Source organism: Pelagibacterium montanilacus (genome assembly GCF_003992665.1).
Lineage (GTDB): Bacteria > Pseudomonadota > Alphaproteobacteria > Rhizobiales > Devosiaceae > Pelagibacterium > Pelagibacterium montanilacus.
The window spans coordinates 37,217-60,739 of sequence record NZ_RZMX01000055.1 but is presented as its reverse complement, the minus strand read 5'-3'; the positions used below and the strand labels follow the sequence as shown (position 1 = coordinate 60,739).

General features: G+C 65.1%; 23 protein-coding genes. 8 read left to right on the top strand and 15 right to left on the bottom strand.

What is annotated here, in order from left to right; translation table 11 throughout:
- Nucleotides 1-60: 60 nt before the first annotated feature.
- The 6 genes from EO136_RS15580 to EO136_RS15555 all read right to left on the bottom strand — a co-directional run bounded on the left by EO136_RS15580 (nt 61) and on the right by EO136_RS15555 (nt 6,925).
- Nucleotides 61-369, bottom strand: a complete 309-nt coding sequence (locus EO136_RS15580) for a hypothetical protein (protein WP_127145314.1) — start codon at nt 367-369, stop codon at nt 61-63.
- A 40-nt stretch (nt 370-409) separates the two neighbouring features.
- Nucleotides 410-2,119 (bottom strand): adenine deaminase, encoded by a 1,710-nt coding sequence (gene ade, locus EO136_RS15575; protein ID WP_127145313.1) that lies wholly within the window; start codon nt 2,117-2,119, stop codon nt 410-412.
- Between the two features lie 119 nt (nt 2,120-2,238).
- Complete coding sequence (locus tag EO136_RS15570; RefSeq protein ID WP_127145312.1) at nt 2,239-3,315, bottom strand: BMP family ABC transporter substrate-binding protein; 1,077 nt, start codon at nt 3,313-3,315, stop codon at nt 2,239-2,241.
- A 50-nt stretch (nt 3,316-3,365) separates the two neighbouring features.
- Complete coding sequence (locus tag EO136_RS15565; RefSeq protein WP_127145311.1) at nt 3,366-4,286, bottom strand: ABC transporter permease; 921 nt, start codon at nt 4,284-4,286, stop codon at nt 3,366-3,368.
- A 3-nt stretch (nt 4,287-4,289) separates the two neighbouring features.
- The gene (locus EO136_RS15560; RefSeq protein ID WP_127145394.1) at nt 4,290-5,405 is read right to left on the bottom strand and encodes an ABC transporter permease; all 1,116 of its coding nucleotides are present in this window, start codon (nt 5,403-5,405) and stop codon (nt 4,290-4,292) included.
- Nucleotides 5,405-6,925 carry an ABC transporter ATP-binding protein gene (locus EO136_RS15555; RefSeq protein WP_246018407.1) on the bottom strand — a complete coding sequence of 507 codons (1,521 nt, stop codon included), beginning with the start codon at nt 6,923-6,925 and terminating at the stop codon, nt 5,405-5,407. Before EO136_RS15555 ends, EO136_RS15560 begins: the two co-directional genes overlap by 1 nt.
- 255 nt (nt 6,926-7,180) lie before the next feature.
- Between EO136_RS15555 and EO136_RS15550 the strand changes: the two genes are divergently transcribed.
- On the top strand, nt 7,181-7,441 hold the full coding sequence (locus EO136_RS15550; protein WP_127145309.1) for a hypothetical protein: 261 nt from the start codon (nt 7,181-7,183) through the stop codon (nt 7,439-7,441).
- A 67-nt stretch (nt 7,442-7,508) separates the two neighbouring features.
- On the opposite strand, the gene EO136_RS15545 is transcribed toward EO136_RS15550, so the two are convergent.
- Nucleotides 7,509-8,522, bottom strand: a complete 1,014-nt coding sequence (locus EO136_RS15545; RefSeq protein ID WP_127145308.1) for a LacI family DNA-binding transcriptional regulator — start codon at nt 8,520-8,522, stop codon at nt 7,509-7,511.
- 179 nt (nt 8,523-8,701) lie between these two features.
- On the opposite strand from EO136_RS15545, the gene EO136_RS15540 reads away from it, so the two are divergent.
- From EO136_RS15540 to EO136_RS15520, 5 genes are all read left to right on the top strand, one after another.
- On the top strand, nt 8,702-10,243 hold the full coding sequence (locus tag EO136_RS15540; protein ID WP_127145307.1) for a sugar ABC transporter ATP-binding protein: 1,542 nt from the start codon (nt 8,702-8,704) through the stop codon (nt 10,241-10,243).
- On the top strand, nt 10,224-11,261 hold the full coding sequence (locus EO136_RS15535) for an ABC transporter permease (protein WP_127145306.1): 1,038 nt from the start codon (nt 10,224-10,226) through the stop codon (nt 11,259-11,261). Before EO136_RS15540 ends, EO136_RS15535 begins: the two co-directional genes overlap by 20 nt.
- 84 nt (nt 11,262-11,345) lie before the next feature.
- Nucleotides 11,346-12,290 (top strand): substrate-binding domain-containing protein, encoded by a 945-nt coding sequence (locus tag EO136_RS15530; RefSeq protein WP_127145305.1) that lies wholly within the window; start codon nt 11,346-11,348, stop codon nt 12,288-12,290.
- A gap of 221 nt (nt 12,291-12,511) precedes the next feature.
- Nucleotides 12,512-12,976 (top strand): Rrf2 family transcriptional regulator, encoded by a 465-nt coding sequence (locus EO136_RS15525; protein ID WP_127145304.1) that lies wholly within the window; start codon nt 12,512-12,514, stop codon nt 12,974-12,976.
- Nucleotides 12,966-13,868, top strand: a complete 903-nt coding sequence (locus EO136_RS15520; protein WP_127145303.1) for an NAD(P)/FAD-dependent oxidoreductase — start codon at nt 12,966-12,968, stop codon at nt 13,866-13,868. The genes EO136_RS15525 and EO136_RS15520 overlap by 11 nt, the downstream gene beginning before the upstream one ends.
- A 140-nt stretch (nt 13,869-14,008) precedes the next feature.
- Here EO136_RS15520 and EO136_RS15515 read toward each other — a convergent pair whose 3' ends face one another.
- The 5 genes from EO136_RS15515 to EO136_RS15500 all read right to left on the bottom strand — a co-directional run bounded on the left by EO136_RS15515 (nt 14,009) and on the right by EO136_RS15500 (nt 18,104).
- Entirely contained in the window at nt 14,009-14,608 is a 600-nt protein-coding gene (locus EO136_RS15515) for a hypothetical protein (RefSeq protein ID WP_127145302.1), read from the bottom strand.
- Nucleotides 14,605-16,131 carry an alpha,alpha-trehalose-phosphate synthase (UDP-forming) gene (locus EO136_RS15510; protein ID WP_127145301.1) on the bottom strand — a complete coding sequence of 509 codons (1,527 nt, stop codon included), beginning with the start codon at nt 16,129-16,131 and terminating at the stop codon, nt 14,605-14,607. Before EO136_RS15510 ends, EO136_RS15515 begins: the two co-directional genes overlap by 4 nt.
- A complete protein-coding gene (gene otsB / locus EO136_RS15505) occupies nt 16,128-16,922 on the bottom strand; it encodes a trehalose-phosphatase (protein ID WP_164730637.1) in 795 nt (264 codons plus the stop codon). Before otsB ends, EO136_RS15510 begins: the two co-directional genes overlap by 4 nt.
- Before the next feature lie 184 nt (nt 16,923-17,106).
- The gene (locus tag EO136_RS18635) at nt 17,107-17,283 is read right to left on the bottom strand and encodes a hypothetical protein (protein ID WP_164730636.1); all 177 of its coding nucleotides are present in this window, start codon (nt 17,281-17,283) and stop codon (nt 17,107-17,109) included.
- 371 nt (nt 17,284-17,654) lie between these two features.
- Complete coding sequence (locus EO136_RS15500; RefSeq protein ID WP_127145299.1) at nt 17,655-18,104, bottom strand: PleD family two-component system response regulator; 450 nt, start codon at nt 18,102-18,104, stop codon at nt 17,655-17,657.
- A gap of 262 nt (nt 18,105-18,366) precedes the next feature.
- Between EO136_RS15500 and EO136_RS15495 the strand changes: the two genes are divergently transcribed.
- Nucleotides 18,367-20,202: a tetratricopeptide repeat protein gene (locus EO136_RS15495; protein ID WP_127145298.1), complete on the top strand. Its 1,836-nt coding sequence runs from the start codon at nt 18,367-18,369 to the stop codon at nt 20,200-20,202.
- A 67-nt stretch (nt 20,203-20,269) separates the two neighbouring features.
- Nucleotides 20,270-20,548 carry a hypothetical protein gene (locus EO136_RS15490; RefSeq protein WP_127145297.1) on the top strand — a complete coding sequence of 93 codons (279 nt, stop codon included), beginning with the start codon at nt 20,270-20,272 and terminating at the stop codon, nt 20,546-20,548.
- 6 nt (nt 20,549-20,554) lie between these two features.
- On the opposite strand, the gene EO136_RS15485 is transcribed toward EO136_RS15490, so the two are convergent.
- From EO136_RS15485 to EO136_RS15475, 3 genes are read right to left on the bottom strand one after another with little or no spacing between them, the layout of a single operon-like run.
- Nucleotides 20,555-20,884 (bottom strand): DMT family transporter, encoded by a 330-nt coding sequence (locus EO136_RS15485; protein WP_281280385.1) that lies wholly within the window; start codon nt 20,882-20,884, stop codon nt 20,555-20,557.
- A complete protein-coding gene (gene murD / locus EO136_RS15480; RefSeq protein ID WP_164730635.1) occupies nt 20,881-22,176 on the bottom strand; it encodes a UDP-N-acetylmuramoyl-L-alanine--D-glutamate ligase in 1,296 nt (431 codons plus the stop codon). Before murD ends, EO136_RS15485 begins: the two co-directional genes overlap by 4 nt.
- Nucleotides 22,166-23,500 carry a MurL-like N-terminal domain-containing gene (locus EO136_RS15475; protein WP_127145295.1) on the bottom strand — a complete coding sequence of 445 codons (1,335 nt, stop codon included), beginning with the start codon at nt 23,498-23,500 and terminating at the stop codon, nt 22,166-22,168. The genes murD and EO136_RS15475 overlap by 11 nt, the downstream gene beginning before the upstream one ends.
- Nucleotides 23,501-23,523: the final 23 nt, after the last annotated feature.

Sequence of the window (23,523 nt, the reverse complement as noted above, 5' to 3'; positions counted from 1 at the left end):
TGCACCGGGGAGGCGAAGGGGTGGTGTCGGCGTTTGCGCTGAAGCGCCAGACGCTGTCGCTCAGGCGCGGCGGCGGCGGCGCCAGAGGGTCCAGCGGCGCTGGCCGTTTATGACCGTGCTGTTGACCGGGTGCTGGAGGAACGGCAGGTCGATGGCCAGAAGCAGCAGGCCGAGCGGGAGCATCCAGACGCCAAGGATCGGCAGGAAGGCCAAGAGGCCACCGGCGACCAGCAGCAGGCCCAGTGGAATCCGGATCAGCATGGCCCAAGGCTGGCGCAGGACATAGATCGCCCGTCCGACGCGTGGAAAGCGCTTTTCCAGGCGGATGAACAGGCGTTCGAGTCGGGTGCGGTCCTTGCTTGCGTCCATGGCCTACACATGGGGATTGGCCCATGGCTTTTTGAGGGCATCATTCCAGAAAATCGAACGCGTCAACGTCAAAGAGTCCCCGGTCCGTCATCTTGAGGTGCGGGATGACCGGAAGGGCCAGAAACGCGACCTGAAGGAAGGGCTCGGGCAGGGTGCATCCCAGCGCCTTGGCCGCATCGCGCAGGTTCTCGAGCGCATGGGTGACGGCCTCGAACGGTTCGGTGCTCATCAGCCCGGCGATGGGCAGGGCCAACTCGGCGGTGATGGCCCCGTTGTCGGCGACGGCAAAGCCTCCCCCCATCTCGATCAGCCGGTTGACCGCCGAGGCCATGTCCGTTTCACTGGCGCCCACGACGGTGATGTTGTGGCTGTCATGGCCGACCGAGGAGGCGATGGCGCCGCGCTTGAGCCCGAAGCCGGTGACGAAGCTGGTCGCGATGTTGCCGTTGATGCCGTGCCTCTCGACGACCGCCAGCTTGATGACGTCCGCATCGGTGTCCGCGAGGAGCCCGTCCGGACCCGACGAAAGCGTCGCCGATTCCCTATAGGTGAGGATGAGGCCGGGTTTGACGCCGATGACCGGCACTTCGTTGCGGTCGGGTCGGGCCGCGACGGTGAAGGCCGCCGGGGATACCGGCCGGGCCTTGACCGATCCGAGCCCCACGGGGTCGACGGTCGGGCGCGCGGCCCATATCTCCGGGGTCACCCGGCGGCCGGCGGTGACGACGTCATGGACCGCGCAGGTCTCGAGATCATCGAGCAGCACGATATCGGCGCGCCAGCCGGGGGCGAGCAGTCCGCGATCGGTGAGCCCGAAGATGCGGGCCGCCGAATGGGAGGCGGCGCGGTAGACGTGGTGAAGCGGGCAGCCGCGCGCGATCAGCCGCCGGATGGAGGAATCGAGGTGTCCTTCCTCGGCGATGTCGAGGGGATTTCGGTCGTCGGTGCAAAGGGCGACGAAGCTGGAGGTGTTCTCGTCGAGGATTTCGGCCAGCGCCTCGAGGTCCTTTGAGACCGACCCCTCGCGAATGAGGATGGCCATGCCCTTGGCGAGCTTTTCGCGGGCCTCCTCGGCGGTGGTGGCCTCGTGATCGGTGCGAATGCCGGCGGCGAGATAGGCGTTGAGGTCCATGCCGCGCAGGAGCGGCGCATGGCCGTCCATGTGCCGGCCCTGGAAGGCCGCGAGCTTGGCGAGGATGCCGGGATCGGCGTTGATGACGCCGGGGAAGTTCATCATTTCGGCGAGGCCGATGACCTTGGGATGATCGGCAAAGGGCAGCAGGTCTTCGATCTCGAGCCGGGCGCCGGCGGTCTCGAACGCGGTGGCGGGCACGCAGGACGAGAGGTTGATCCGGATGTCCATGACCGTGCGCTCGGCGCAATCGAGGAAATAGCGGATGCCGTCGGCCCCGAGCACGTTGGCGATTTCATGGGGATCGCAGATCACGGTGGTCACCCCGCAGGGCAGGACGCAGCGGTCGAACTCGAAGGGGGTGACCAGCGAGGATTCGATGTGCAGGTGCGTATCGATGAAGCCGGGGACCGCGTGGCGGCCCTGTGCATCGATTTCGGTCCTGCCCGAATAGCTGCCGTGGGTGCCCACGATCCGGTCCCCGACGATGGCGATGTCGGTGGAGGTGACCGCGCCGGTGATGACGTCGAGCAGCCGGACGTTTTTGAGAACCAGATCGGCCGGCTCGGTCCCGCGACCGGCGGCGATCATCCTTGCGAGGGTGGCTGTGTCGGTCATGGAGGATACCGCTGGCTTGGTGGACAGGAAAGGGTCGGGGCAAATCCGGGACGGGTCAAGCCGTAAAGCAAAGGGCGGCGGCATCGCTGCCGCCGCCCCATGCCGGGATCGGTCTGAGGTTATTCGGGGAGCTGGTCGTCCACGCCCTCGACGTAGAAGTTCATACCGAGCAGGGTCTCGTCGTCGGCGACATCGCCCTCGGCCAGCCATTCGGTGCCGTCCTGACGGTTGATCGGGCCCGAGAACACGACGAGATCGCCGGCCTTGATGGCTTCCTCGGTCTCGGCGGCCAGCGCGGCCACGTCATCGGGCATGTTGGTGTAGGGCGCCATGGTCAGGATGCCCGATTCAAGGCCGTCCCAGATGTTCTCGCTCTCCCAGGTGCCGTCGAGCACGGCCTCGAGCCGCCGGATGTAGTAGGGCCCCCAGCTGTCGATGATGGCAGTGAGCTGGGTTTCCGGGCCCGCCTCGATCTGGTCGAGGGCCTGGCCGAAGGCCTTGATGCCGCGCGAGGCCGCTTCCTGCATGGGGGCGGTGGAATCGGTGTGCTGGGTGATGACGTCCACGCCCTGATCCATCAGAACGCGCGCGGCGTCGGCTTCCGCGCCCGGATCGTACCAGGAGTTCACCCACACGACCCGGACCGAGAACTCGGGGTCGATGGACTGGGCGCCCAGAAGGAAGGCGTTGATGCCCTGGACCACTTCGGGGATCGGGAACGAGGCGATGTAGCCCGCAGTGCCGGTTTCCGAGATGCTCGCGGCAATCTGGCCCTGGATGAAGCGACCTTCATAAAAGCGCGAATTGTAGGCGCTCATGTTGTCGGCGGTCTTGTAGCCCGTCGCGTGCTCGAACTTGACGTCGGGAAAGCGCTCGGCGACCGCGAGGGTGGGGTCCATGAAGCCGAAAGAGGTGGTGAAGACGATGTCGCAGCCCGAGCGGGCAAGGCGCTCGATGGTGCCTTCCGATGTCGCCTCGGCGACATTCTCGACAAAGGTGGTGGTCACCGCGTCACCGAAATGCTCTTCGACTTCCATGCGGGCCATGTCATGGGCCTGGCTCCAGCCGCCATCGGTGCGCGAGCCGACATAGACAAAGCAGGCTTCGGCCGTGTCCTGCTGGGCGAGAACCGGCGTTGCGGTTGGCAGGCTGAGGGCGGTGCCGGCGGCCAGCAGCGCGAGGAGTGTCTTTTTCATGGTGTGATCCTTCCTTGGGTTCGTCTCTTGGTTTTGTTTTCTTCGGCCGATCAGCGGTCGGGCACGAAACTTTTCCCCAGCGAGGCCGGGGTGTTGATCATGGTCAGGCGCCGGTTCTGGGAGATGATGACCAGCACCACGATGGTCGCGGCGTAGGGCAGGGCCGTCAGCGCCTGTGAGGGGATGGGGATGCCGAGCGCCTGAGCATGGAGCTGTCCGATCGAAACTGCGCCGAAGAGATAGGCGCCCACGAGCACGCGCATCGGGCGCCAGGAGGCAAAGACCACCAGCGCCAGCGCGATCCAGCCGCGCCCGGCGGTCATGTTCTCGGACCATTGGGGGGTGTATACCAGCGAGAGCTGGGCGCCGGCCAGCCCCGCGCAGGCGCCGCCGAACAGCACCGCGAGATAGCGATAGCGCAGGACCTTGATGCCCAGCGCATGGGCAGACTGGTGGTTGTCGCCCACCGCGCGCAGGGTGAGGCCGGGCTTGGTGTAAAAGAGGAACCAGACGACGCCGGCGACGAGCGCGAGCGAGATGTAAAAGAACGGATCGCGGCCAAAGAGCAGCGGGCCGACAAAGGGGATGTCGGAGAGGCCGGGGATATCGAGATGGGGCGGACGGATGCCGGCTCGGCCCACGAAGGGCTCCCCGATCAGAGAGGCGAGGCCCAGCCCGATGATGGTCAGGGCAAGCCCTGTGGCGTACTGGTTGGTGGCGAGGGTGAGCGAGAGAAAGCCGAAGAGCAGCGCCATGCCCATGCCGAACAGCACGCCCGCGAGCATGCCGAGAAAGGGATTGCCCGAGAGATAGGCGGCGAGGAACCCGCCGACGGCGCCCATGACCATCATGCCCTCGACCCCGAGATTGAGGACGCCCGAGCGCTCGACGACGAGTTCTCCGGTCGCCGCAAGCAGGAGCGGGGTGGCGGCGGTGACGATGGTGACGAGGACGGCGAGGGCCAGTTCCATTGCTCAGGCTCCCTTTTCCGACGTCTGGCGCGGGACATCGGGCTTGTCGGCCCGGGGCCGCGCGGCAATGCGGATGCGGTAGTGGACGAGCGTATCTGCGGCGAGGATGTAGAGCAGCAGGGCGCCCTGGAAAACGCGGGAGACCTTGTCTGAAACCTGCAACGAAATCTGCGCGGCTTCCCCGCCGAGATAGGTGAGTGCGAGGATGAAGCCGGCAAGGATCGCGCCGAGCGGATTGAGGCGCCCGAGAAAGGCCACGATGATGGCGGTGAACCCGTAGCCGGGCGAGATGATGGGGCGGAGCTGCGCGGAGGCGCCGGCGACTTCGATGATCCCGGCGAGCCCGGCGCAGGCGCCAGCGATGAGGAATGAGAAGAACACCATGCCGCGCGACGAGAAGCCGGCGAAGCGCCCGGCCCGGGGGCTGGTGCCCAGCACGCGGATCTCGAAGCCCTTGAGCGTGCGGCTGAGCATGAACCACAGGGCGACGGCCACCACGATCGCGATGATGATGCCGATATTGGCCCTTCCGTCGGCGGGCAGGATTTCGGGCATGCGGGCGAAGTCGTGGAAACGCACGGATTCGGGGAAGTTCATGCCGCCCGGATTACGCCAGGGGCCGCGCACGAGATAGTCGAGCACCCGCTCCGCGATATAGACGAGCATCAGGCTGACGAGAATTTCGTTGGTGTTGAACCGGGCCTTGAGCAGGGCGGGAATGCCGGCCCAGAGCGCGCCGCCGACCATGGCAAAGCCGATCATGAGCGGCAGCACGAGAGGGTTCTGGAAGTCGGTAAAGAGCACCGGGAAGATCGAGCCGGCGAGCGCGCCCATGATGAACTGGCCTTCGGCCCCGATATTCCAGTTGTTGGAGAGATAACAGATCGAAAGCCCGGCCCCCATCAGGATCAGCGGCGCGGCCTTGATGAGCAATTCGTGGACCGACCAGGCTTCGGTCAAGGGTTCGATGAAGTAGATATAGAGGGCCGTGGCGGGGTTCTTGCCCATGAGCGAGAACATGATCGCACCGGTGATGACCGCGAGCGCCAGGCCGATCACCGGCGAGAGCAGGCGCAGCGTTGCGGACGGGCTGGACCGCCTGTGCAGCTCGATGCGGATCATGAGGCGCGATGCTCCTCGCCGGCGACCCCGGACATCTTCAGCCCGATGGCGTTGCGGTCGGTCTGGGAGGCGGGGACGAAGGGCGAGAGATGGCCTTCGGCGATGGCCGCGAGCGTGTCGGCGATCTCGAAGAGCTCGTCGAGGTCCTGGCTGATCACGAGCACGGCAGCGCCGCCGGCGGCGAGATCGATCAGGGTCTGGCGGATGCTGGCGGCCGAGCCCGCGTCCACGCCCCATGTCGGCTGGTTGACCACGATCACTTTCGGGGCGTCGAGCACTTCGCGCCCGACGATGAACTTTTGCAGATTGCCACCCGATAGGGACTGGGCTGCCGGATCGGGCGCGCTCTTGCGCACGTCCATCGTTTCGGTGATCCGGTCCAGCTCGCGCCGTGCGGCGGCGCGGTCAAGCAACTGGCCCCGCCTCAGGCCGGGGTTCACCGAATGGCGGGTGAGAAAGACATTCTCGGAGAGGGCAAGGGTGGGCACCGTGGCATGGCCCAGCCGCTCTTCGGAAATAAAGACCGCGCCCATGGCCCGGCGCGCGGCGATGTCGCGGGTGCCCACGGGCTCGCCGAGCAGGCTGACCGTGTCGGCCCGTGCGACGGTCTCTTCGCCCGAGAGGACGTCGAACAACTCGCTCTGCCCGTTGCCCGCGATCCCGGCAATGCCGGCGATCTCGCCGGGGTAGAGATCGAAACTGATGCGTTTAAGGGCGGTTGCGAAGGTGTCGCGCGGGGGCAGCGACAAGCCATTGACCGAGAGCAGGGGGGCGGACCGGTCGATCTCGGCGCGGGCGTGCCGCACCTCGTGGATGTCGGCCCCCACCATCATCCGGGCAATCGAGCCGGCGGTTTCGTCCCTGGGGATGCACGATCCCACGACCTTGCCGTGGCGCAGGATGGTGGCGCGCTCGCACAGGGCGCGCACTTCCTCGAGCTTGTGGGAGATATAGAGGATGGCCTTGCCTTCGGAGGCGAGCTTGCGCAGGACGCCGAACAGATCCTCGCATTCCTGCGGGGTGAGCACCGAAGTGGGCTCGTCCATGATGACGAGGTCCGGCTCCTGAAGCAGGCAGCGCACGATCTCGATGCGCTGGCGCTGGCCGACCGACAGATCGTAGACCCGGGCATTGGCCCTGAGCGGCAGCCCATAAGCGCGCGAAACCTGTTCGAGATCGCTGGCGATCTTGCGCAAGGGAATGTCGCCGGGCAAGGCGACCGCGACGTTTTCGGCCACAGTCAGCGCTTCAAACAGCGAGAAGTGCTGGAACACCATGCCGATCCCCAGCTGGCGCGCATGGGCCGGGCTGGGGATGGCGACGGGGGTGCCGCGCCAGGCGATTTCGCCCGCATCGGGCTGGAGCGCTCCGTAGAGCATCTTGACGAAGGTGGATTTGCCCGCACCGTTCTCGCCCAGTAGGGCGTGAATCTCGCCAGGGCGAATGTCGAGATCGACAGCGTCGTTGGCCTTGAATGTCCCGAAGGACTTGCTCAGTCCCCTTAACGATAGAAGCATGTCGGGACCGGTCGGGGTCATGGCGCGCCAAAATTGGACCAAATGGACAAAAACACTATGTCGTCACAATTGGGCGGACGCAAGCGGGATTGGCCGCAAACTAAACGCTTTTCCGAGCCTGCCTGTTTTTGAGGCAATGGATGTCCGCATCATTGGGGCGAGGCGCTGGAACAGATCGGGGACCGGATGCGTTTTATGAGGCTGACCGCGAGCCGATCGCGGGTTTTTTTGATGTTTTAGAAACAAGGATTTGAGATGACCGACGACAAGCCCGATCTGACCAAAACTGAGGTGCGGCAAGGCAACAGCCGCAAGATGAACCTGCGCGTGCTCATCATCGGCATCGTGCTGGTGGCGATCGGCTTTGCAGTGGCGCTCTGGTACAACAGCGCCGTGACGCCCGAGACCGAAACCACCATCGAATCGGGCGAGACCCTGGATGAGACGGCGCCCGCCGGTTCGCCTGCCTCCAATCCCGACGACGCGGCGGTGCCGGTGCCCGTGGAAGGCGAATAGCCGCGCCCGGTCCTGATCTGGCGCGTTTCCGAACAGGAAAAGTGTTTTCACTTTCCCAGTAAGCGCTCTAGCGCCGATGCATGGCCACAGAATTGCGCAGGATCAGATCGGCGCGGAGCAGGACCTGCCGTGATCTGGGCTCGATGCCTTCGAGCATGGTGAGCAGAAGATCCATACTGGCCGCGCCAATATCATGGCGCGGCTGTTTCATCGTGGTGAGCGGGGGCGTGACGAAGCTGGCATAGCTGATGTCGTCGAACCCCATGACCGAGAAATCCCGGGGAAGCTGGTAGCCGCGTGCGCTCAGCGAGATGATGACCCCGAGCGCCGCGGCGTCGTTGACGCACAGGAACGCCGAGGGGAGCCGGTCACGCACGAACATGCGCTCGACCGCACCCCGCCCGCCCTCGGTCGTGCCCTCGCATTCGAGCACGAAGCTCGGATCGATCCTAAGCCCCGCCCCCTCCATAGCCTTGCGGTATCCCGCTTCGCGCATGCGCGCGATGGCGCTTGCCCCCCTGCCCAGGAAGGCGATGCGGGTATGGCCCTGGCTGATGAGATGCTCGGCAGCGGTGCGCACCCCTTCGACATTGTCCACCCCCACGAAGGGGATATCGGCATCGGGCAGGGGCTCGTTGACGGCCACGATCGGCGGCAGGCGGACGGCGGGCTTCTGGGCGGCGAGGCCGAAGGGCAGATGGCCGGTCAGCAGGATGAGCCCGTCGGCCTGGTTGGAGCTGATAAAACGCAGATAGTCGGTTTCGCGCGACGGGTCGTTCTGGGTGTTGCCAATGAGAATGCCGTAGCCGCGCTTGCTGGCCGCGGTCTCGAGCCCCACGAGAATGTTGGAGAAGTTGGGGTCGCCCACGTCGGGAGCGAGAATCAGGATCATGTTGGATTTGCGGGTGCGCAGATTGCGCGCCATGGCATTGGTCGTATAGCCAGTCTGGGCCACGGCCGCGATGACCTTGCGCCTCGTGGTGTCGGCCACCTTGCCGGGCTCGTTCAAAGCACGGCTGACGGTCGCGATCGATACCCCCGCGAGGGACGCGACGTCTTCTATTGTCGCTGGCTTGGCCAAGCCCGGCGGTCCTCCCAGAATGCCGAATCCGGGTCGTGCTCGGCGCCGGAATGCGTAGCGAGATTTATACACATTGGCGCCGATGTAAACCTTTACATGATTTATGAAAAGGTTTACACCAGCATCAAATGGGGGATGCGCGAGGCGAAATTGCCGGCGCTCTAGAGGGAGGATGCGCGATGGCTTCGGCCGAGACGCGCGCGGATGCGCACATTCTTGCGGCCAGTCGCATCTCCAAGAGTTTCGGGGAGGTGCCGGTGCTGTTCAGCGTGGATTTCGATATCCGCGCCGGCGAAGCGCATGCACTGATCGGGGAGAACGGCGCGGGCAAGTCCACGCTGGTCAAGATTCTCTCAGGGCTCGAGCGTCCCAGCTCCGGGACGGTCATGCTCAATGGCCAGCCCACGTTTCTGCCGCCCAATGGCGAGGCCGAGAATATCGGCATCGTGGTCATCCATCAGGAGTTGAACCTCGCCGAGCACCTGACGGTGAGCGAGAGCATATTCCTGGGTCGCGAATGGACGCGGTTCGGGTTCCTGCGCCGCAATGACATGGAGGTCGAGGCGCAGCGCATTCTCGACAGCCTGCACGTCAAGATCGATCCTGCCGCGCGCATCAATACGCTTTCGGTGGCCGACAAGCAGATGGTGGAAATCGCCAAGGCCATCAGCCGCGAAGCGCGCGTTCTGATCATGGACGAGCCTACAGCCGTGCTGACCCCGGCGGAAACCGAGTATTTCTTCGAGCAGGTCGCAAGGCTCAAGGCCCAGGGCGTGGCCATCGTCTTCATCTCGCACAAGCTCGACGAGGTCATGGCGCTGTCGGACCGCATCACGGTGCTGCGCGACGGCCAGCACATCGCGACCGTGGACAAGGCCGATGTAAGCGCCGACGTGCTCGCCGAGATGATGGTGGGGCGCGAGCTTTCCAACCTTTATCCGCCCAAGCACGAGCCCGACGTGGACGCCGATCTGGTGCTCGAGGTCGAGGGCCTCGAGGGCCCCGGTATTCGCGATGTGAGCTTTTCGCTCAGGCGCGGCGAAATCGTGGGATTCGCCGGGCTGATCGGATCGGGACGGACGGCCGTCATGGAAGCGATCGTGGGGCTCGAGCAGCGCCGGTCCGGCACGGTGCGCCTTAAGGGCGAACCGGTCAGTTTCACCTCGATCGGGCAGGCGGTGAAATCGGGCATGGTCTACATGACCAAGGACCGCAAGGGGCGGGGGCTGCTTCTCAATGTGGGCTTGCAGCCAAACCTCACCCTTTTGACGCTCTACCGCCACATGCGGCATGGCTTTCTGGTGGAATCGAGCGAAGTGGAGGCCATGGATCGGGCCACGCGCCGCTTCGACATCCGGGCTCGCGACGCCTCGGTGAAGGTGGGGCAGCTATCGGGCGGCAACCAGCAGAAGCTGATGCTGGGCAAGGCGATGGAATCGGAACCCGAGATCATCATCATCGACGAGCCCACGCGCGGCATCGACGTGGGCACCAAGCAACAAATCTATCACATCATCGCCGCGCTCGCCAAAGAGGGCAAGTCGATCATCGTGGTCTCCTCGGAGATGCAGGAGGTGATCGGGCTTTCCCATCGGGTGGTCGTGATGCGCGAAGGGCGCAAGACGGGCACGCTCGAGGGCGCGGACATCAACGAGGCCGAGATCATGCGCTATGCCGCCGGTCTCAAGGGAGAGAGCAGACATGACCGAGCAAGCGCATGAGGGCGTGCGGCCAGCACGCCGCCGCTTTGCGATCGATTTTCACACCATGGGCCCGCTGCTGGCGCTGATCGCGCTGTGCATCTTCGGGTTCCTGCTCAATCCCGCCTTCGTCTCGGAAGGCAATGTAACCAATCTGCTGACGCGGTCCGCCTTCATCGGCATCATTGCCGTGGGCGCGACCTTCGTGATCACGGCGGGGGGCATCGATCTCTCGGTGGGCTCGATGGCGGCGGTGATCTCGGGGCTGATGATCATTGCGATGAATGCAAGCCTCGAGACCTTCGGGATCGGGGTGCAGACGGTGGTGATCGGGTGCGCGGCCTCGCTGCTGCTCGGGCTGCTCGCGGGCCTGCTCAACGGGGTGATGATCACCAAGGGGCGGATCGAGGCCTTCATCGTGACCTTGGGCACGATGGGCATCTATCGCTCGCTGGTGACCTATTTCGCCAATGGGGGCACGCTCTCGCTCGATTTCGAGGTGCGCGGCGTCTATCGGCCGATCTATTACGACTCCGTGCTGGGCGTGCCCGTGCCGGTGCTGGTCTTTGCGGTCATCTCGGTCATTGGCTGGGTGCTGCTCAACCGCACTGCATTCGGACGCTATTGCATGGCGATCGGATCCAACGAGGTCGTGGCGCGCTACTCGGCGATCAAGGTCGACCGGGTCCGGACGCTGACCTACGTGATCCAGGGGATCTGCGTTTCGGTGGCGACCATCATCTACGTGCCGCGGCTGGGGTCGGCTTCATCCTCGACGGGCGTGCTCTGGGAACTCGAGGCGATCGCCGCGGTGATCATCGGGGGCACCATGCTCAAGGGCGGCTACGGCCGGATCGGGGGCACCGTGGTGGGCGCGATCATGCTCACCACCATCGGAAACATCCTCAACCTCACCGACGTGATTTCCAACTATCTCAACGGTGCGGTTCAGGGCGTCATCATCATTGCGGCCGTGTGGCTGCAACGGGGAAATCTGGCCGGCCTGTCCCTGTTCAGGGGCCGGAAGACCGGAGCGTAACACCAGCGGGCGGAAGACCCGGACGCTGGAGGAGGAGCGGCCCGACCAAAGGGCTCGCACACAGACCAGGAGGACTTAACTCACATGCGATTTTCAACCAAACTGGCGGCCCTCGCAGCGGGTACGGCGCTTGCGCTGACCGGCGCTGCCCAGGCCCAGACGATCGGTGTTTCGATCCCGGCCGCGACCCATGGCTGGGCCGGTGGCCTGAACTGGCACGCCGAGCAGGCTCAGCAGCGCCTGCAGGAGCAGTATCCGGACCTCAACATCGTTCTCGTGACGGCAGACGGCCCGGCTCAGCAGGCCAACGATCTCGAGGATCTGGTTTCGATCCACGACATCGACGCTCTGGTCGTGCTGCCGTTCGAATCCGAGCCGCTGACCGATCCGGTCCGTCAGGTCAAGGATTCCGGCGTGTTCGTCACGGTCGTTGACCGCGGTCTCTCCCAGGAGGGCATCGAGGACGTCTATGTGGCGGGCAACAACCCCGAACTGGGCCGCGTCTCGGGCGAATACTTCCTGACCCGTCTGGGTGACGGCGATAACATCGTGATCCTGCGCGGCATTCCGACCGTGATCGACGACGAACGCTTCAATGCCTTCATCGACACCATCGAGGGATCGGGCATCAACGTGCTCGACGACGCGCACGCCAACTGGAACCGCGACGACGGGTTCGAGGTCATGCAGGACTTCCTGTCGCGCTTTCCCGATATCGACGGCGTGTGGGCCCAGGACGACGACATCGCCATCGGCGTGATGGAAGCCGTCCGGCAGGCTGGCCGCGAGGACGAGATGTTCATCGTGGGCGGCGCGGGCATGAAGGAAGTCATCGCCATGATCATGGAAGGCTCCGAGCTCATCCCGGTCAACGTGCTCTATCCGCCCGCGATGATCGCGACGGCCATGGACGTGACGGTTGCACACTTCATGTCCAACGGCCCGGTGACCGGCGAGTACATTCTGGGCGCGCCGCTCATCACACAGGACAACGCAGAGCAGTACTACTTCCCCGACTCTCCGTTCTGATCGGACTGGCCGCCGGTACTCCCTTCCGGCTGGCGGCCACTTTTGATCGGTACGCGTGAAGCGGGGCTGCCGCAGGACGGCCGCGAGGAACGGCCGCCCCGGCGCGGGATCAACTCCTCCCCGTGCTCTGTGAACTCGAGGCGACCCTGCGGGGTCGCCTTTTTTCGTGCCCACGCGATGAGATGTTGACAGCGGAGCCATCTTGTAACTAAACAAGTTACATGAAAATGGACAGCAGACTTTCAGGCGTGCTCCACGTGCTCCTGCACATGGCCGAGCACGAGGGCCCGGCGACCTCCGAGACGCTGGCGCGGGCGATGAGCACCAATCCGGCCGTGATCCGACGGCTGATGGCGGGGTTGCGCGAAGAGGGCTATGTGCGCTCGGCCAAGGGCCATGGCGGGGGCTGGGAGATGGCTCGGCCGCTCGAAGAGATCACGCTCGCCGATGTCTATCGCGCGCTGGGCAGCCCGACCCTGATCGCCATGGGCAACAGGAGCGAGCAGCCCCAATGCCTCGTCGAGCAGGCGGTCAATGCCGCGCTCGACGAGACGATGAGCGCGGCGGAAGCCCTGGTTCTCGATCGCTTTTCCGAGGTCACGCTGGCTTCGCTCAGCCGGGATTTCCACGCCCGGATGCTGGCGCGTGGCAGCCTCTCCATAAAGGATACGCACAATGGATCATGACGTCGTCATCATCGGGGGCAGCTTTGCCGGGCTGGCCGCTGCCACCTATCTCGCCCGGGCCCGCAAGCGGGTCTGCGTCATCGACGGGGGCGCGCCACGCAACCGCTTCGCCACCCATGCGCACGGGTTTCTGGGCAGCGACGGTGTGGCCCCCGACGCCATTCTCGAGCGCGGGCGGACCCAGCTCAGAGCCTATCCCGGGGTTGCCGAGATTACGGGACATGCGCAGGGTGCCGGGCCCATCAAGGGCGGCTTTTCGGTTTCGCTGGGGACGGGGGAGACGATCAGCGCGCGGGCGCTGGTCCTTGCCTTCGGGATCAGCGATCACCTTCCCGAAATTGACGGTCTGGCGGCGCGCTGGGGCCAATCGGTGATCCATTGCCCTTATTGTCACGGGTTCGAATTTGCCGATGGACGGCTGGGCGTGCTCGCGAGTTCGCCCATGTCTTTCCATCAGGCCAAGCTGATTCCCGAATGGGGACCGACGACCCTGTTTCTTAATGGGCAGCCCGCGCCGGAGGGGGAAGTCTTTTCCGATCTCGAGGCGCGTGGCGTGGTGATTGAGCCCGGACGTGTGGTCGGACTAGAAGGGGAGGGAACGGCGCTGGATGCGGTGCTGCTCGACGACGGGCGGCGGATCGGGCTCGATGCTCTCTATGTCGGGCCACGCTACAGTCTCAACAGCGATATCGCCAACCAGCTTGGCTGTGCGCTTGAGGACGGTCCGCTGGGACCGATCCTCGTCACCGACCAGTTCCGGCAGACGTCCGTGCCGGGTGTCTTTGCTGCCGGAGACATCACGCGTGGCGCCCACAGCGTGACCTGGGCCTGTGCGGACGGGGTCAACGCCGGCACTGCGGCGCACCGGATGATGGTGTTTGGCCCGTGGTAATCTGCTCCAAGCCTGGAGCATATCCTGATCTGAATGAATCAGATCACGATATCCAAGACTTGGATTGGTAGCGCTTCCGAACCGGAAAAGCGTTCCCGTCCCAGATCGCGGGCTGGGACAGGCATTTTCATAGATACGCTCTAGCGGGGGCCGACCAGTTCGCTGATCGCCTCGTCGACAAAGGGCGAATCCGAGCCGCAGGCAAAGGCCGCAGCGCGCTCATCGGCCAGTTCCCGTGCGCGGATGTTGGCATCGGGACCGGTGGCGCCATCGATATAGCCGATGGCACAGGCCCCGCCCTCGTCGGGTTGTCCGACGCGGGAGACCACGAGGATCTGATTGGCGCGCGGGTCGCCATCGACATCGGAGAGATACCAGCGGTGAATGACGGCGAAGGGCCGGACGACGTCCCCCCGGGTTTCGATTCGCCACTCGATGGTGTCATGCGCGTAGTTGAACGGACCGAACGTGGCCATGCCTGAATCGGTGGCAAAGCCGTAGGTCGCCGATTCCCGGCCATCGGTATAGCGCAGGACGACAGGATAGCCGCCAAAGCCCGGGCAGACGAGGTCCGCCCAGTCCCCCTCGCCTTCCTGGGACGCTGCGATCGTCATGCAGTCGGCCTGGAAATCCAGGGTCGTATACTGGCTGTCGACCTGCGCGGAGGCGGGAAGGGCGCCGGCCAGCACCATGGCGATGGCGCAGCCGATGGCTGTCAGAGGGTTTTGCATCCTGATCATGAGAACACCGATTTGAGCCATGGAAAGAGCGTACCGCGATGCTTTCGGGGCGTCACGGTGATGGCGCGATTGGCGGGGTCGCCCGCCGGTGGGGTGGACAGGGGCCGCGCATCGGCATCGGAGACGTCGGCATCGCCTGTATCGTCGCGATCGGGCGTGTCTCCAAGCCCCATGAGCCGATCCAGATAGGAGCTGGCCCAGTTGTCGACGCTGTGCAGGCGCGCCGAATCCATGAGTTTGCGCCAGCGCTCCTTGCGCTCTTCGATGGGCATGGCGAGGGCCTGACGCATGGCTTCGGCGGTCTCGTCGGTGTCGAAGGGATTGATCAGCAGCGCATCGTGGAAGATCTCGGCCGCGCCGGCAAAGCGGGACAGGACGAGCACGCCGGGGTCCTCGGGATTCTGGGAGGCGACGTATTCGTGGGCCACCAGATTCATGCCGTCGCGCAGGGGCGTGACCAGCCCCACCCGGGCCAGCCGGTAAAGGCCCGCCAGCGAGGCCTGGGCGTAAGCGCGTTTAACATAGGTCAGCGGCAGCCAGTCGGGCTCGGCGAACCGTCCGATCACACGACCGACCGCGGAATCCAGTTCATCGGAAATCTGCTGGTATTCCTTGATCGAATCGCGGGAGGGCGGTGCGATCTGGAGCATGTGCACGGTGCGCCTCAATCGGGCGTTGTTCTCGAGCAGCTTCTCATAGGCCGAAATGCGCTGGGGCAGCCCCTTTGAATAATCGAGCCGATCCACCCCCAGGATCAGCGCGTGCGCATTGAGCGCGGCAGAGACCCGCTTTGCGATCTTGCGACCGTTTGGGCTGACCGCGAGCCTGGCGAAGGCTTCGGGATCGGACCCGATCGGGAAGGCCTCGAGCACGGTATCGTCGATGTCGAGCACCATCGGCTCGCCACCGGTCTGCTTGTGAATCTGCTCATGGGCGATGAATTCATGGAAAGCGGCGACGTCGCGCTGGGCCTGAAACCCCACGAGATCATAGGCCACCAGATCGCGCAGCAGATCCTCGTGGTGCGGAATGGCATTGAGGGCATCGGGCGTGGGGAAGGGGATGTGCAGGTAGAACCCGATCCGGTTGCGCACATTGCGGCGGCGCAGCTCGGTGGCCAGCGGAATGAGGTGATAGTCGTGGACCCAGATCACGTCGTCGGGCTCGAGATGCTCGACCAGCGCATCGGCGAACTGGGCGTTGACCCGGCGATAGCCCTCATACCAGTGGGACTGGATGTTTGTGAGGTCCAGCCGCAGGTGGAAGGCCGGCCAGAGGATGGAATTGGCATACCCGGCGTAATAGGCGTTGTGGTCGGCGCGGGTGAGGTCGACCTGACCGATGCTGAGCCCATCGATGGTCTCGAAGCGCGCCTGCTTTTCCGGTGTCTCGGAGAACTGACCGGACCAGCCGAACCAGAACCCGTCCCTTTCCGAGAGGGTCTTTTTGAGGACGACGGCAAGACCGCCGGCTGCCGGAGCTTTCCCGGGGGTTCTGTTGGATACGATAACGAGCCTGCTCATCTGACCATGCTTTCCGTTGTGGTGTGGCCCGAGGACCGGGCATCGGGCGCGGACCGCGCCACAAGGAGATCGAAGAGGTCAAGGACCGCGCCGACCGAGTCCAGACGGTAGCGGGCCGCGGTCTCGCCCGTCCCCACCTTGATGCCGAACCCGCCCATGCGCTCGGCGGCGGCAAACCCGTCCTCATCGGTGACATCGTCTCCCACGAAAACCGGCCTGCGGCCTGCAAAGGGAGCGACGCGCATCAAATTGTCGATCGCCGCGCCCTTGTTGGCGCTGCGTGGGCGGGCCTCGAACACTTTCTTTCCCGAGATGACGTGGAAGTCGGGGTGCTCGGAGGTGGCTGCTTCGATGGCGCTTCGGGCCTCCTCGGCGCGCTCTGGAGCGCCCCGGTAATGCAAGGCCACGCCGAAGGGTTTGGGCTCGATGAGGAGGCCGTGCCCGGCAAGCCGGGACTGGAGCGCCCGTGCGATGGCCCCGGCGCTGTCGCGGTGGGCGCTGTCGGGCTCGCCTTCCTCTCCCGCATGGCGCCATTGAGCCCCGTGCGACCCGCTGATCGCGAAGGCGTTGGCGCCGATATGGGTATCGATGTCCGAGATGGTCCGCCCGCTGACAATAGCGAAGGCCCCGCCCAGAGAGGCCTCGAGCATGGTGAGCCGGGCGAAAAGGTCGGGGGGGATGACGATGGCGTCGGGAGTTGGTGCGATTTCAACGAGCGTGCCGTCGAAATCGGTCAGTATGGCCAGCCTGTCGGAAAGCTGGCCGGTGATCATTTGGGGGGTATCGAACATGACCTCGCTGCACGTTGTTGACGGGGCGCTCCCTGCCATGACAATGCGCGGCTGCGTCACCGGTTCCTCATTGACGGACCGCCAGAACGCTCATCACTGGAAGCCATGACATGCTGGCACGGCCCCGAGGATCGGCCAACAGGCGAGGGCGCATGGCGGCCATGCGGGCCGCCACAGCGCGAACTTATGGCTCCATACCGAAGCTGGCACTCAGCGTCGCACATGCCGCCAATTGGGTCGCGCATGCATCCGCCCGGTCCGAAAACGCGGGCTGAACTCCGATTGCCTGGGTCATGGTCATGATGACAAAGATCAGGCTGGCCACCAATGCGGTCAGACTGAATATGCGTGGCATGGTCATTGTCGGCCTCCCCGCAACAGTACGCGGCGCCGGCAAATATTGCCGAAACGTTAACCGCCGCACCCGCGCACATTGCGTCAAGAAAGCGACACTGGCAAGCAAATCCGTGCCAGGGATCGACGCCGTTGGGAAAAATCAGGGGAGAGGCAGCCTGTCACAGGGCCCGAAAAAGGGCCGGTTTCAGGCGCCTCTCCCCAACAGAAAGCGCGGCACGAGGGGGGACGCGTAAGCCGCACTTTCGCTCGCGATCCTGGAGGGATGGACCGCGATTTCTTTGCCGCAATGAGAGCGGGATGGGGCGGGGGAAAGGCGGATGGCGCGAGCGCCGATCCTGCCAATCCCCCTATCGAACGTAGCCGGGGACGCGGTGGCTACGCCCGAATGGGCCAGACCTCCGACTTGCGGACCCAGAAGTTCGCAAGGTCGGCGATCTCTGCGCGGTAGGAGGCGATGTCGGGATGACGTTGGAACACCGCCGCCGCGCCTGAACGCAGCAGCTTCTGACGCACGGGGGCGTCCAGGCTGGCTGCGATTGCTGCAACCGGAATGTGGTGCTGGTCGGTTTCGTTCCTGATCGATTCGATGAAGTCGGAAGAGGCATCGGAGTGCGACTTGAGGTCGACCACCAGCATGTCGGGCAGGCGCCCGGGCGCGCTTCTGGCGAGGTGCGTGAACAGGCGGTGGCCCCGCCGTGCGTCGCCCAGCCACACCAGTCGCGGGGCCATATCGGTCTCGGCCAGGGCGCGCGAGAGAAGTCTGGCGGAGTGCACCTGGTCGTCAACAAGCATGAACACCGGGCTTCCGGTGTGATAATCGGTCATCGTCCCATTCCCGAATTGATCAGAGGGCTGGCCCAGGGCCGAGCATGAAGCGGTGTTTTCGCAACTCTGATGGGTGCGCACGTTCGCGGTGCGCTGCGCGTTCATAAGGGGGCGCGCCGGATAGGCTCGGGCTCGCTCACAGGGCCCATATGGAGCAATGTCGCGCCGCTGTCATGTTAGCCCATGTTAACCGGGGTAACTTCAGCGCACCGATTTACATGTAATACGCATGCCGCTAGCGTATCTCGCTGGGGAGTACGCCATGTCCAACGGGGACGCATTGGATGGCGCGGAACAAGCCGCCGTTCGTCAGTCGCTGGAGGCGATCCTGGCGTGGCCGGCTTTGCGCCGTTCGCCGAACTTGTCCGCCTTTCTCCGCTACGTGGTCGAAGCCCGGTTGCGTGGGGAAACCGACGCGATCAAGGCCTACGCCATCGCGGTGGACGTTTTCGATCGTCCCGCTGCGTTCGATCCGCAGGCCGATCCCATCGTGCGGGTCCAGGCGCGGCGGCTGCGGGGCTTGCTGGAGACCTATTACGCTGCAACCCCGGACGCGCCGTCCCCGCGCATCGCCCTGCCGGTGGGCAGCTATGTGCCCGAGTTCGTCTGGTCCGGCGAGACCTTGCCCCAGCCCGACGCCTCGGCCGGTGGCGGCGTCGAGGAGGACGAGGTCGAGCCGATTGACGAAACGGTGGGGGAGGAAAAGGCGCTCGTTTCTTTGGTGCCTGCAGCGCGGGGGGAGCGATGGGCGTCACGCCTGATGGTGGCCGTGGGCGTGCTGGGGCTTGCCGTCGTCGTTCTGGCGCTGGTGGTGGGAACGGGATTTTGGGACGGAGATCAGCAGGGCGGTCAGGCACCGGCGTCGGCGCAGCCCCAAAGACCGCTGGTCATAGTTGCCGATTTCGACAATTTGACCGACGATGAACGCGGCGTGGCGCTGGCAGCGGGGCTCGGGCTCGAGATCGTCACCGATCTTGCCGGTTTCCCGGACGTGGATGCGCGCTATCGGGGGACTCTTGAAGGCGCGCAAGCCGGTGCAGAGGCAGGGCAGCCCGTGTTTGCACTGTCGGGCGTGGTGAGGCGCGGGGCCGGTGCGGTGCAGTACAGCGCGGTTCTCACCGACAGCCGGACCGATGCCATCGTGGGATCGTACGCGATCGACGCGCCGGTCGAGAGCGGGCGGCCCGAGCTCTCGGTCAGCGAGGTGTCCGAACGTCTCGTCATGCAGATCGCCTCGCCGAGGGGTGCGCTCCATGCCGAGGCCAGGGCGTGGCTCGACCAACGTCGCGATACGCGTGAGCCGCTGGAGGCCCATCCGTGCATCGTCCAGTACAAACTCTTTCTCGATCGTGCCTCGACGCGCGACCGTGCCTCGGCACGCGCCTGTGCGCGGTCGCACTCCGAAGGCGTCGATTCCCCGGGTCCGGCCCAAGCCCCGTTCCTAGCCATCCGATCGGCCATGATGGCCTCGGACGCTTGGCGGTCGGGCATGGACAGCGTGCTTGCGCGCGATCTGATGGCCCAGGCCAGCATGCTGGGCGCGGCCGCGGTGGAGGCCGCACCGCTCGAAGCGTTCGTCTGGGCCCAGAAGGCGCGCGCATCGCTGGCCGAAGGGCAACTGAGGCACGCCCGCGAAGAGATGGCTTCGGCGCTCCAGCTCAATCCGGCCTCGCTCGATGCGATCGTGCAACTTGCGGAGATCGAGGCGCGCATGGGCAATTGGCGTTCCGCGCTCGATCGCATGGCGATCGTTGAGCAGATCGAGCCCGATCCGCCGCCGCGCTATGCGCTGGTGCCGGCGCTCCATGCCTTGCGTGGCGGCGAGTATGGGCTCGCCCGGGCGCATGGTGAACGGCTCTATGAGGCCGAACCGGAACTGGCGACGGCGATCCTGGTCGCCGTTGGCGGACTGACGCGGGACACCGACCTGATCAACTCCTATCTGCCCCGTCTGCTGGCCACGTCCCAGCTGGCCGGGCCCGGCATCCTGCCGGCGCTGCGCCGCCAGATATCGGACCCCGAGATGCTGCGCATTCTGGCCAACGGATTGACCGCGTCGGGCCTGACGCTCGATCGGCTCCTGCGCCCATGGCAATAGGGCGGTTAACACTTCGTAAAGCGACGCCCCACATAATCGTGTAGCGTAGCGTTGGCGCGAAGGTGCAATGAGCGAAATCGGGTTCAAGAAAATGAACTGGATGCCCCGGGCCTCGGCCTGGGAGGAGCATCAGGTGCGCCTGGAAAAGCGCCGTGCCGCCATGGAGGCGTTCGCCCAGCAGCAGGCGACCCTGGTCAACGCCTTTGCCTCGGCCTTCTCGTTTCAGCTGACATCGAGCGTGGACAACGTGGCCAAGACGGCTTCGGACCGGATCATCGCCGAAGGCAGAAAGCAGGTCGAAGACCAGCAGGCCGCGCTCACTGCGGGCGTCAACAAGGTCGCCTGACGTCGGTCAGTGCGGGGCGGTGCGCGAGAAGACGTTGATGACGATGACGCCTGAAACGATCAGCCCCATGCCGAGAAGGGCCGGGGCATCGAGCGCCTGTCTGTAGACGGCGTATCCCACGATCGAGACCAGCACGATCCCAAGGCCCGACCAGATGGCGTAGGCGACGCCCACCGGCATGGTGCGCAGGGTCAGCGACAGGAAATAGAATGCGGTGCCGTACCCGATGGCGACCAGTGCGGTCGGCCAGAGCCGGGTGAAGCCCTCGGTCGCCTTGAGCGCTGAGGTGGCGATCACTTCGGCCACGATGGCGATCATCAGGAACACATAGGTCACGCGGTCGGGTCTCCGGAAAACAGGGCCAGCGCGAGGGATTTGAAAGCCTCTCCCCGCGCCTCGAAATTGGCGAACTGGTTATAGCTCGGCGCTCCTGGAGACAGTATGACGATGTCGAAGGAATCGCGCAGGGCCGCGAGCCGGACCATGGCCTGTTCGAGGGTGTCGCAGGTCTCGACACCGATGTGCGGGGATTGGCGCCGCGTCGCCTCGGCCAGTCGCTCGCCCGTCACCGGAAGACAGCACAGGACGGCGACGCCGGCCGGTCCCAGCAGGCCCGCGAGACCGGAATAATCCTGCTTGCGCTCATATCCTCCCGCGATCAGCGCAATCTGGCGGCCCTGATAGGCCTCGAGCGCGACCCGTGTGGCTTCGGGGGTCGTTGAAATCGAATCGTCGACGAACGCCATGCCTCCGGCCTCGAACTGCTCGAGCCGGTGGGGCAGGGGCTGGAATGCGGCGAGCGCGGCGATAATGCCCTGGGGGGTGCCTCCCGCTGCTATGGCTATCCGGGCGGCGAGGCGAGCGTTATCGAGATTGTGGGCGCCGCGCAGGCGGGAAGCCGGCTGGGCGGACGCCAGCGCGGCGTCGAAATCTGCATCGAGCGCGGAGACCATGGTTGCAAAGGCGGGCCGGATCGCCGCCTTGACCCGTGGGCTAGATGCCGCCTGGGCGCCCAGCGCGACGGCCATGGGCAGGTCGCGATCGACCAGATGCAGCTTGTCGGCATAATAGCGCTCGACCGAGCCGTGCCAATCGACATGCTCGGGATAGAGCGTCGTGATCCCGGCGATATCGGGGGCGAAATTCATGTCGGCGGTCTGGTAGGACGAGAGCTCTAGCACCACGGTCTGGTTGCCGCCGCGAAGGTCTAGCGGCGCCTTGCCCACATTGCCGCCCAAAAGCACATCGACGCCCGACAAGTGCAGCATTGCGGCGGCGAGCGAGGCCGTGGTCGACTTGCCCTTGGTGCCGGTGATCGCGATCACCGGGCGGCCATCGCGGAAGTGGTCGGCCCAGAGGTTGAGGTTGGAGGTGACCGCCACGCCCGCCTTTCGCGCCGCTGCAAAGATCGGCTTGTAAAGAGAAACGCCCGGGCTCTTGACGATCGTCCCGAAGCGGGCCGGATCGAGTTCTTCGGGGGAGATGAACTGCGTGTCGGGCAGGTCCGAGTCGCCCTTGTCGACGGTGACGAAGACCTCGAGGTCGGGATAGGTCTCGGCCAGAAAGGCGCGCGTGGACCGGGCCTCCTTGCCCGCCCCGTACAGGAGGACCGGGCCTTTAATGGGCATGGGGAGCGATCCTTGCTGCGATCTCATCGGGGATGAGGTGGGCGGGGCTGTCCTGCAACAGCTCGGCATAGGCGGCCTCGAGCCGTTCGGTGCCGTAAAAGGCGACGAGTTCGTCGCGGAGAGCACTCACCACGGCCGTGTCGCGCCAGTCGGGGTGCCCGGCGATCTGGTGGAGGCACGCGGCGGCTTCGAGAATTTCCCCCACGCACTCCCACGGCTTGTGGCCGGCAAGGCCGGTCAGCTCACGATAGGGCGCGATATTGGCGGGGTTATCGAGCACGTTCTGGCCGAAAATGGCGACAAGGCGGTCGCGGGGCATGACGGGCGCGAAGATCAGGAACACGAAATGGCATTTCGGGCAGGCGCCGCACCAGAGGACGCCGTCATGGCCCGAAAGGCGGAAATTGCGGTTGCAGCTCGAAAAGACGTCGTCAAAGCGGGTCGACCGGGCAAAGAGCGCGGCGATCCGGGCTTCCGAATAGGGGCGCAACAGCGAGAAATAGGCGAGCTTGCCCGCGCTGGCGCGGGAGAGGGCCGATTGCATTGCGCCTTCGAAATCGAGGGATTTGGAATGCTGGTGGTTGGCCTGGCGTCCGTCGAAATCGAGATTGCCCTCGCTGGCCGAGCGCTCGTTGGACAGCACGATCGCGCCATAGCCCAGAAGCTGGGCCGCAAGGGCGGCGATCACCGAATTGATCGCGGTGGAGGGGACGTGGCCGTTGAAATAGCCCGGCTCCTTGCCCAGCCGGATCATTTCGGGGTCGAGCGTCCGCGTCGCCGCGATCAGCTCCCGGCCCGACCGTTCGGCCGAGGAGAGGATCGGGCCCTTGGGATTGACGGCAAAGAGCGCGAAATCCAGCCCCGCGCGCTCGACGAGATCGAGGCTGACGAGCGAATCCTTGCCGCCGCCGATCAGGATCAAGGCGCGCTCGGGACCCTTAAGGGGTTCGAGCGGGGCGGCGTCGAACGTCCCCACGAGGGCGATCTGGCCGAAGCGTTTCAGATCGTTGCGGGCGAAGAACTCTCCCAGCCCGTTTTCATAAACGTCGAGCAGGAATGCACGATCCTCTGCGGCAAGCGTGAGCGCGGAAAGATCGATCGTGAACGGCGCGCGCAGCTTGTAATAGCTGACGCCGAGGACGGCGGCGGCGAGGTCGAGCAGGCGCGCGAATTCCGGCGCATGCGCCTGAGCGTGGCTGTCTGCACCCGTCGGCAAGGCGAGCGTTTCGGTGAAGCTGTGTGCGCCCAGATGATAGGTGAAGCTCGCAAGGCCCCGAGCGGGGTCAAACTGCGGGGCGGCGATGACGAAGGCGGGTTCGCTCAAGGCGGTTATCCCAGATGTGGATG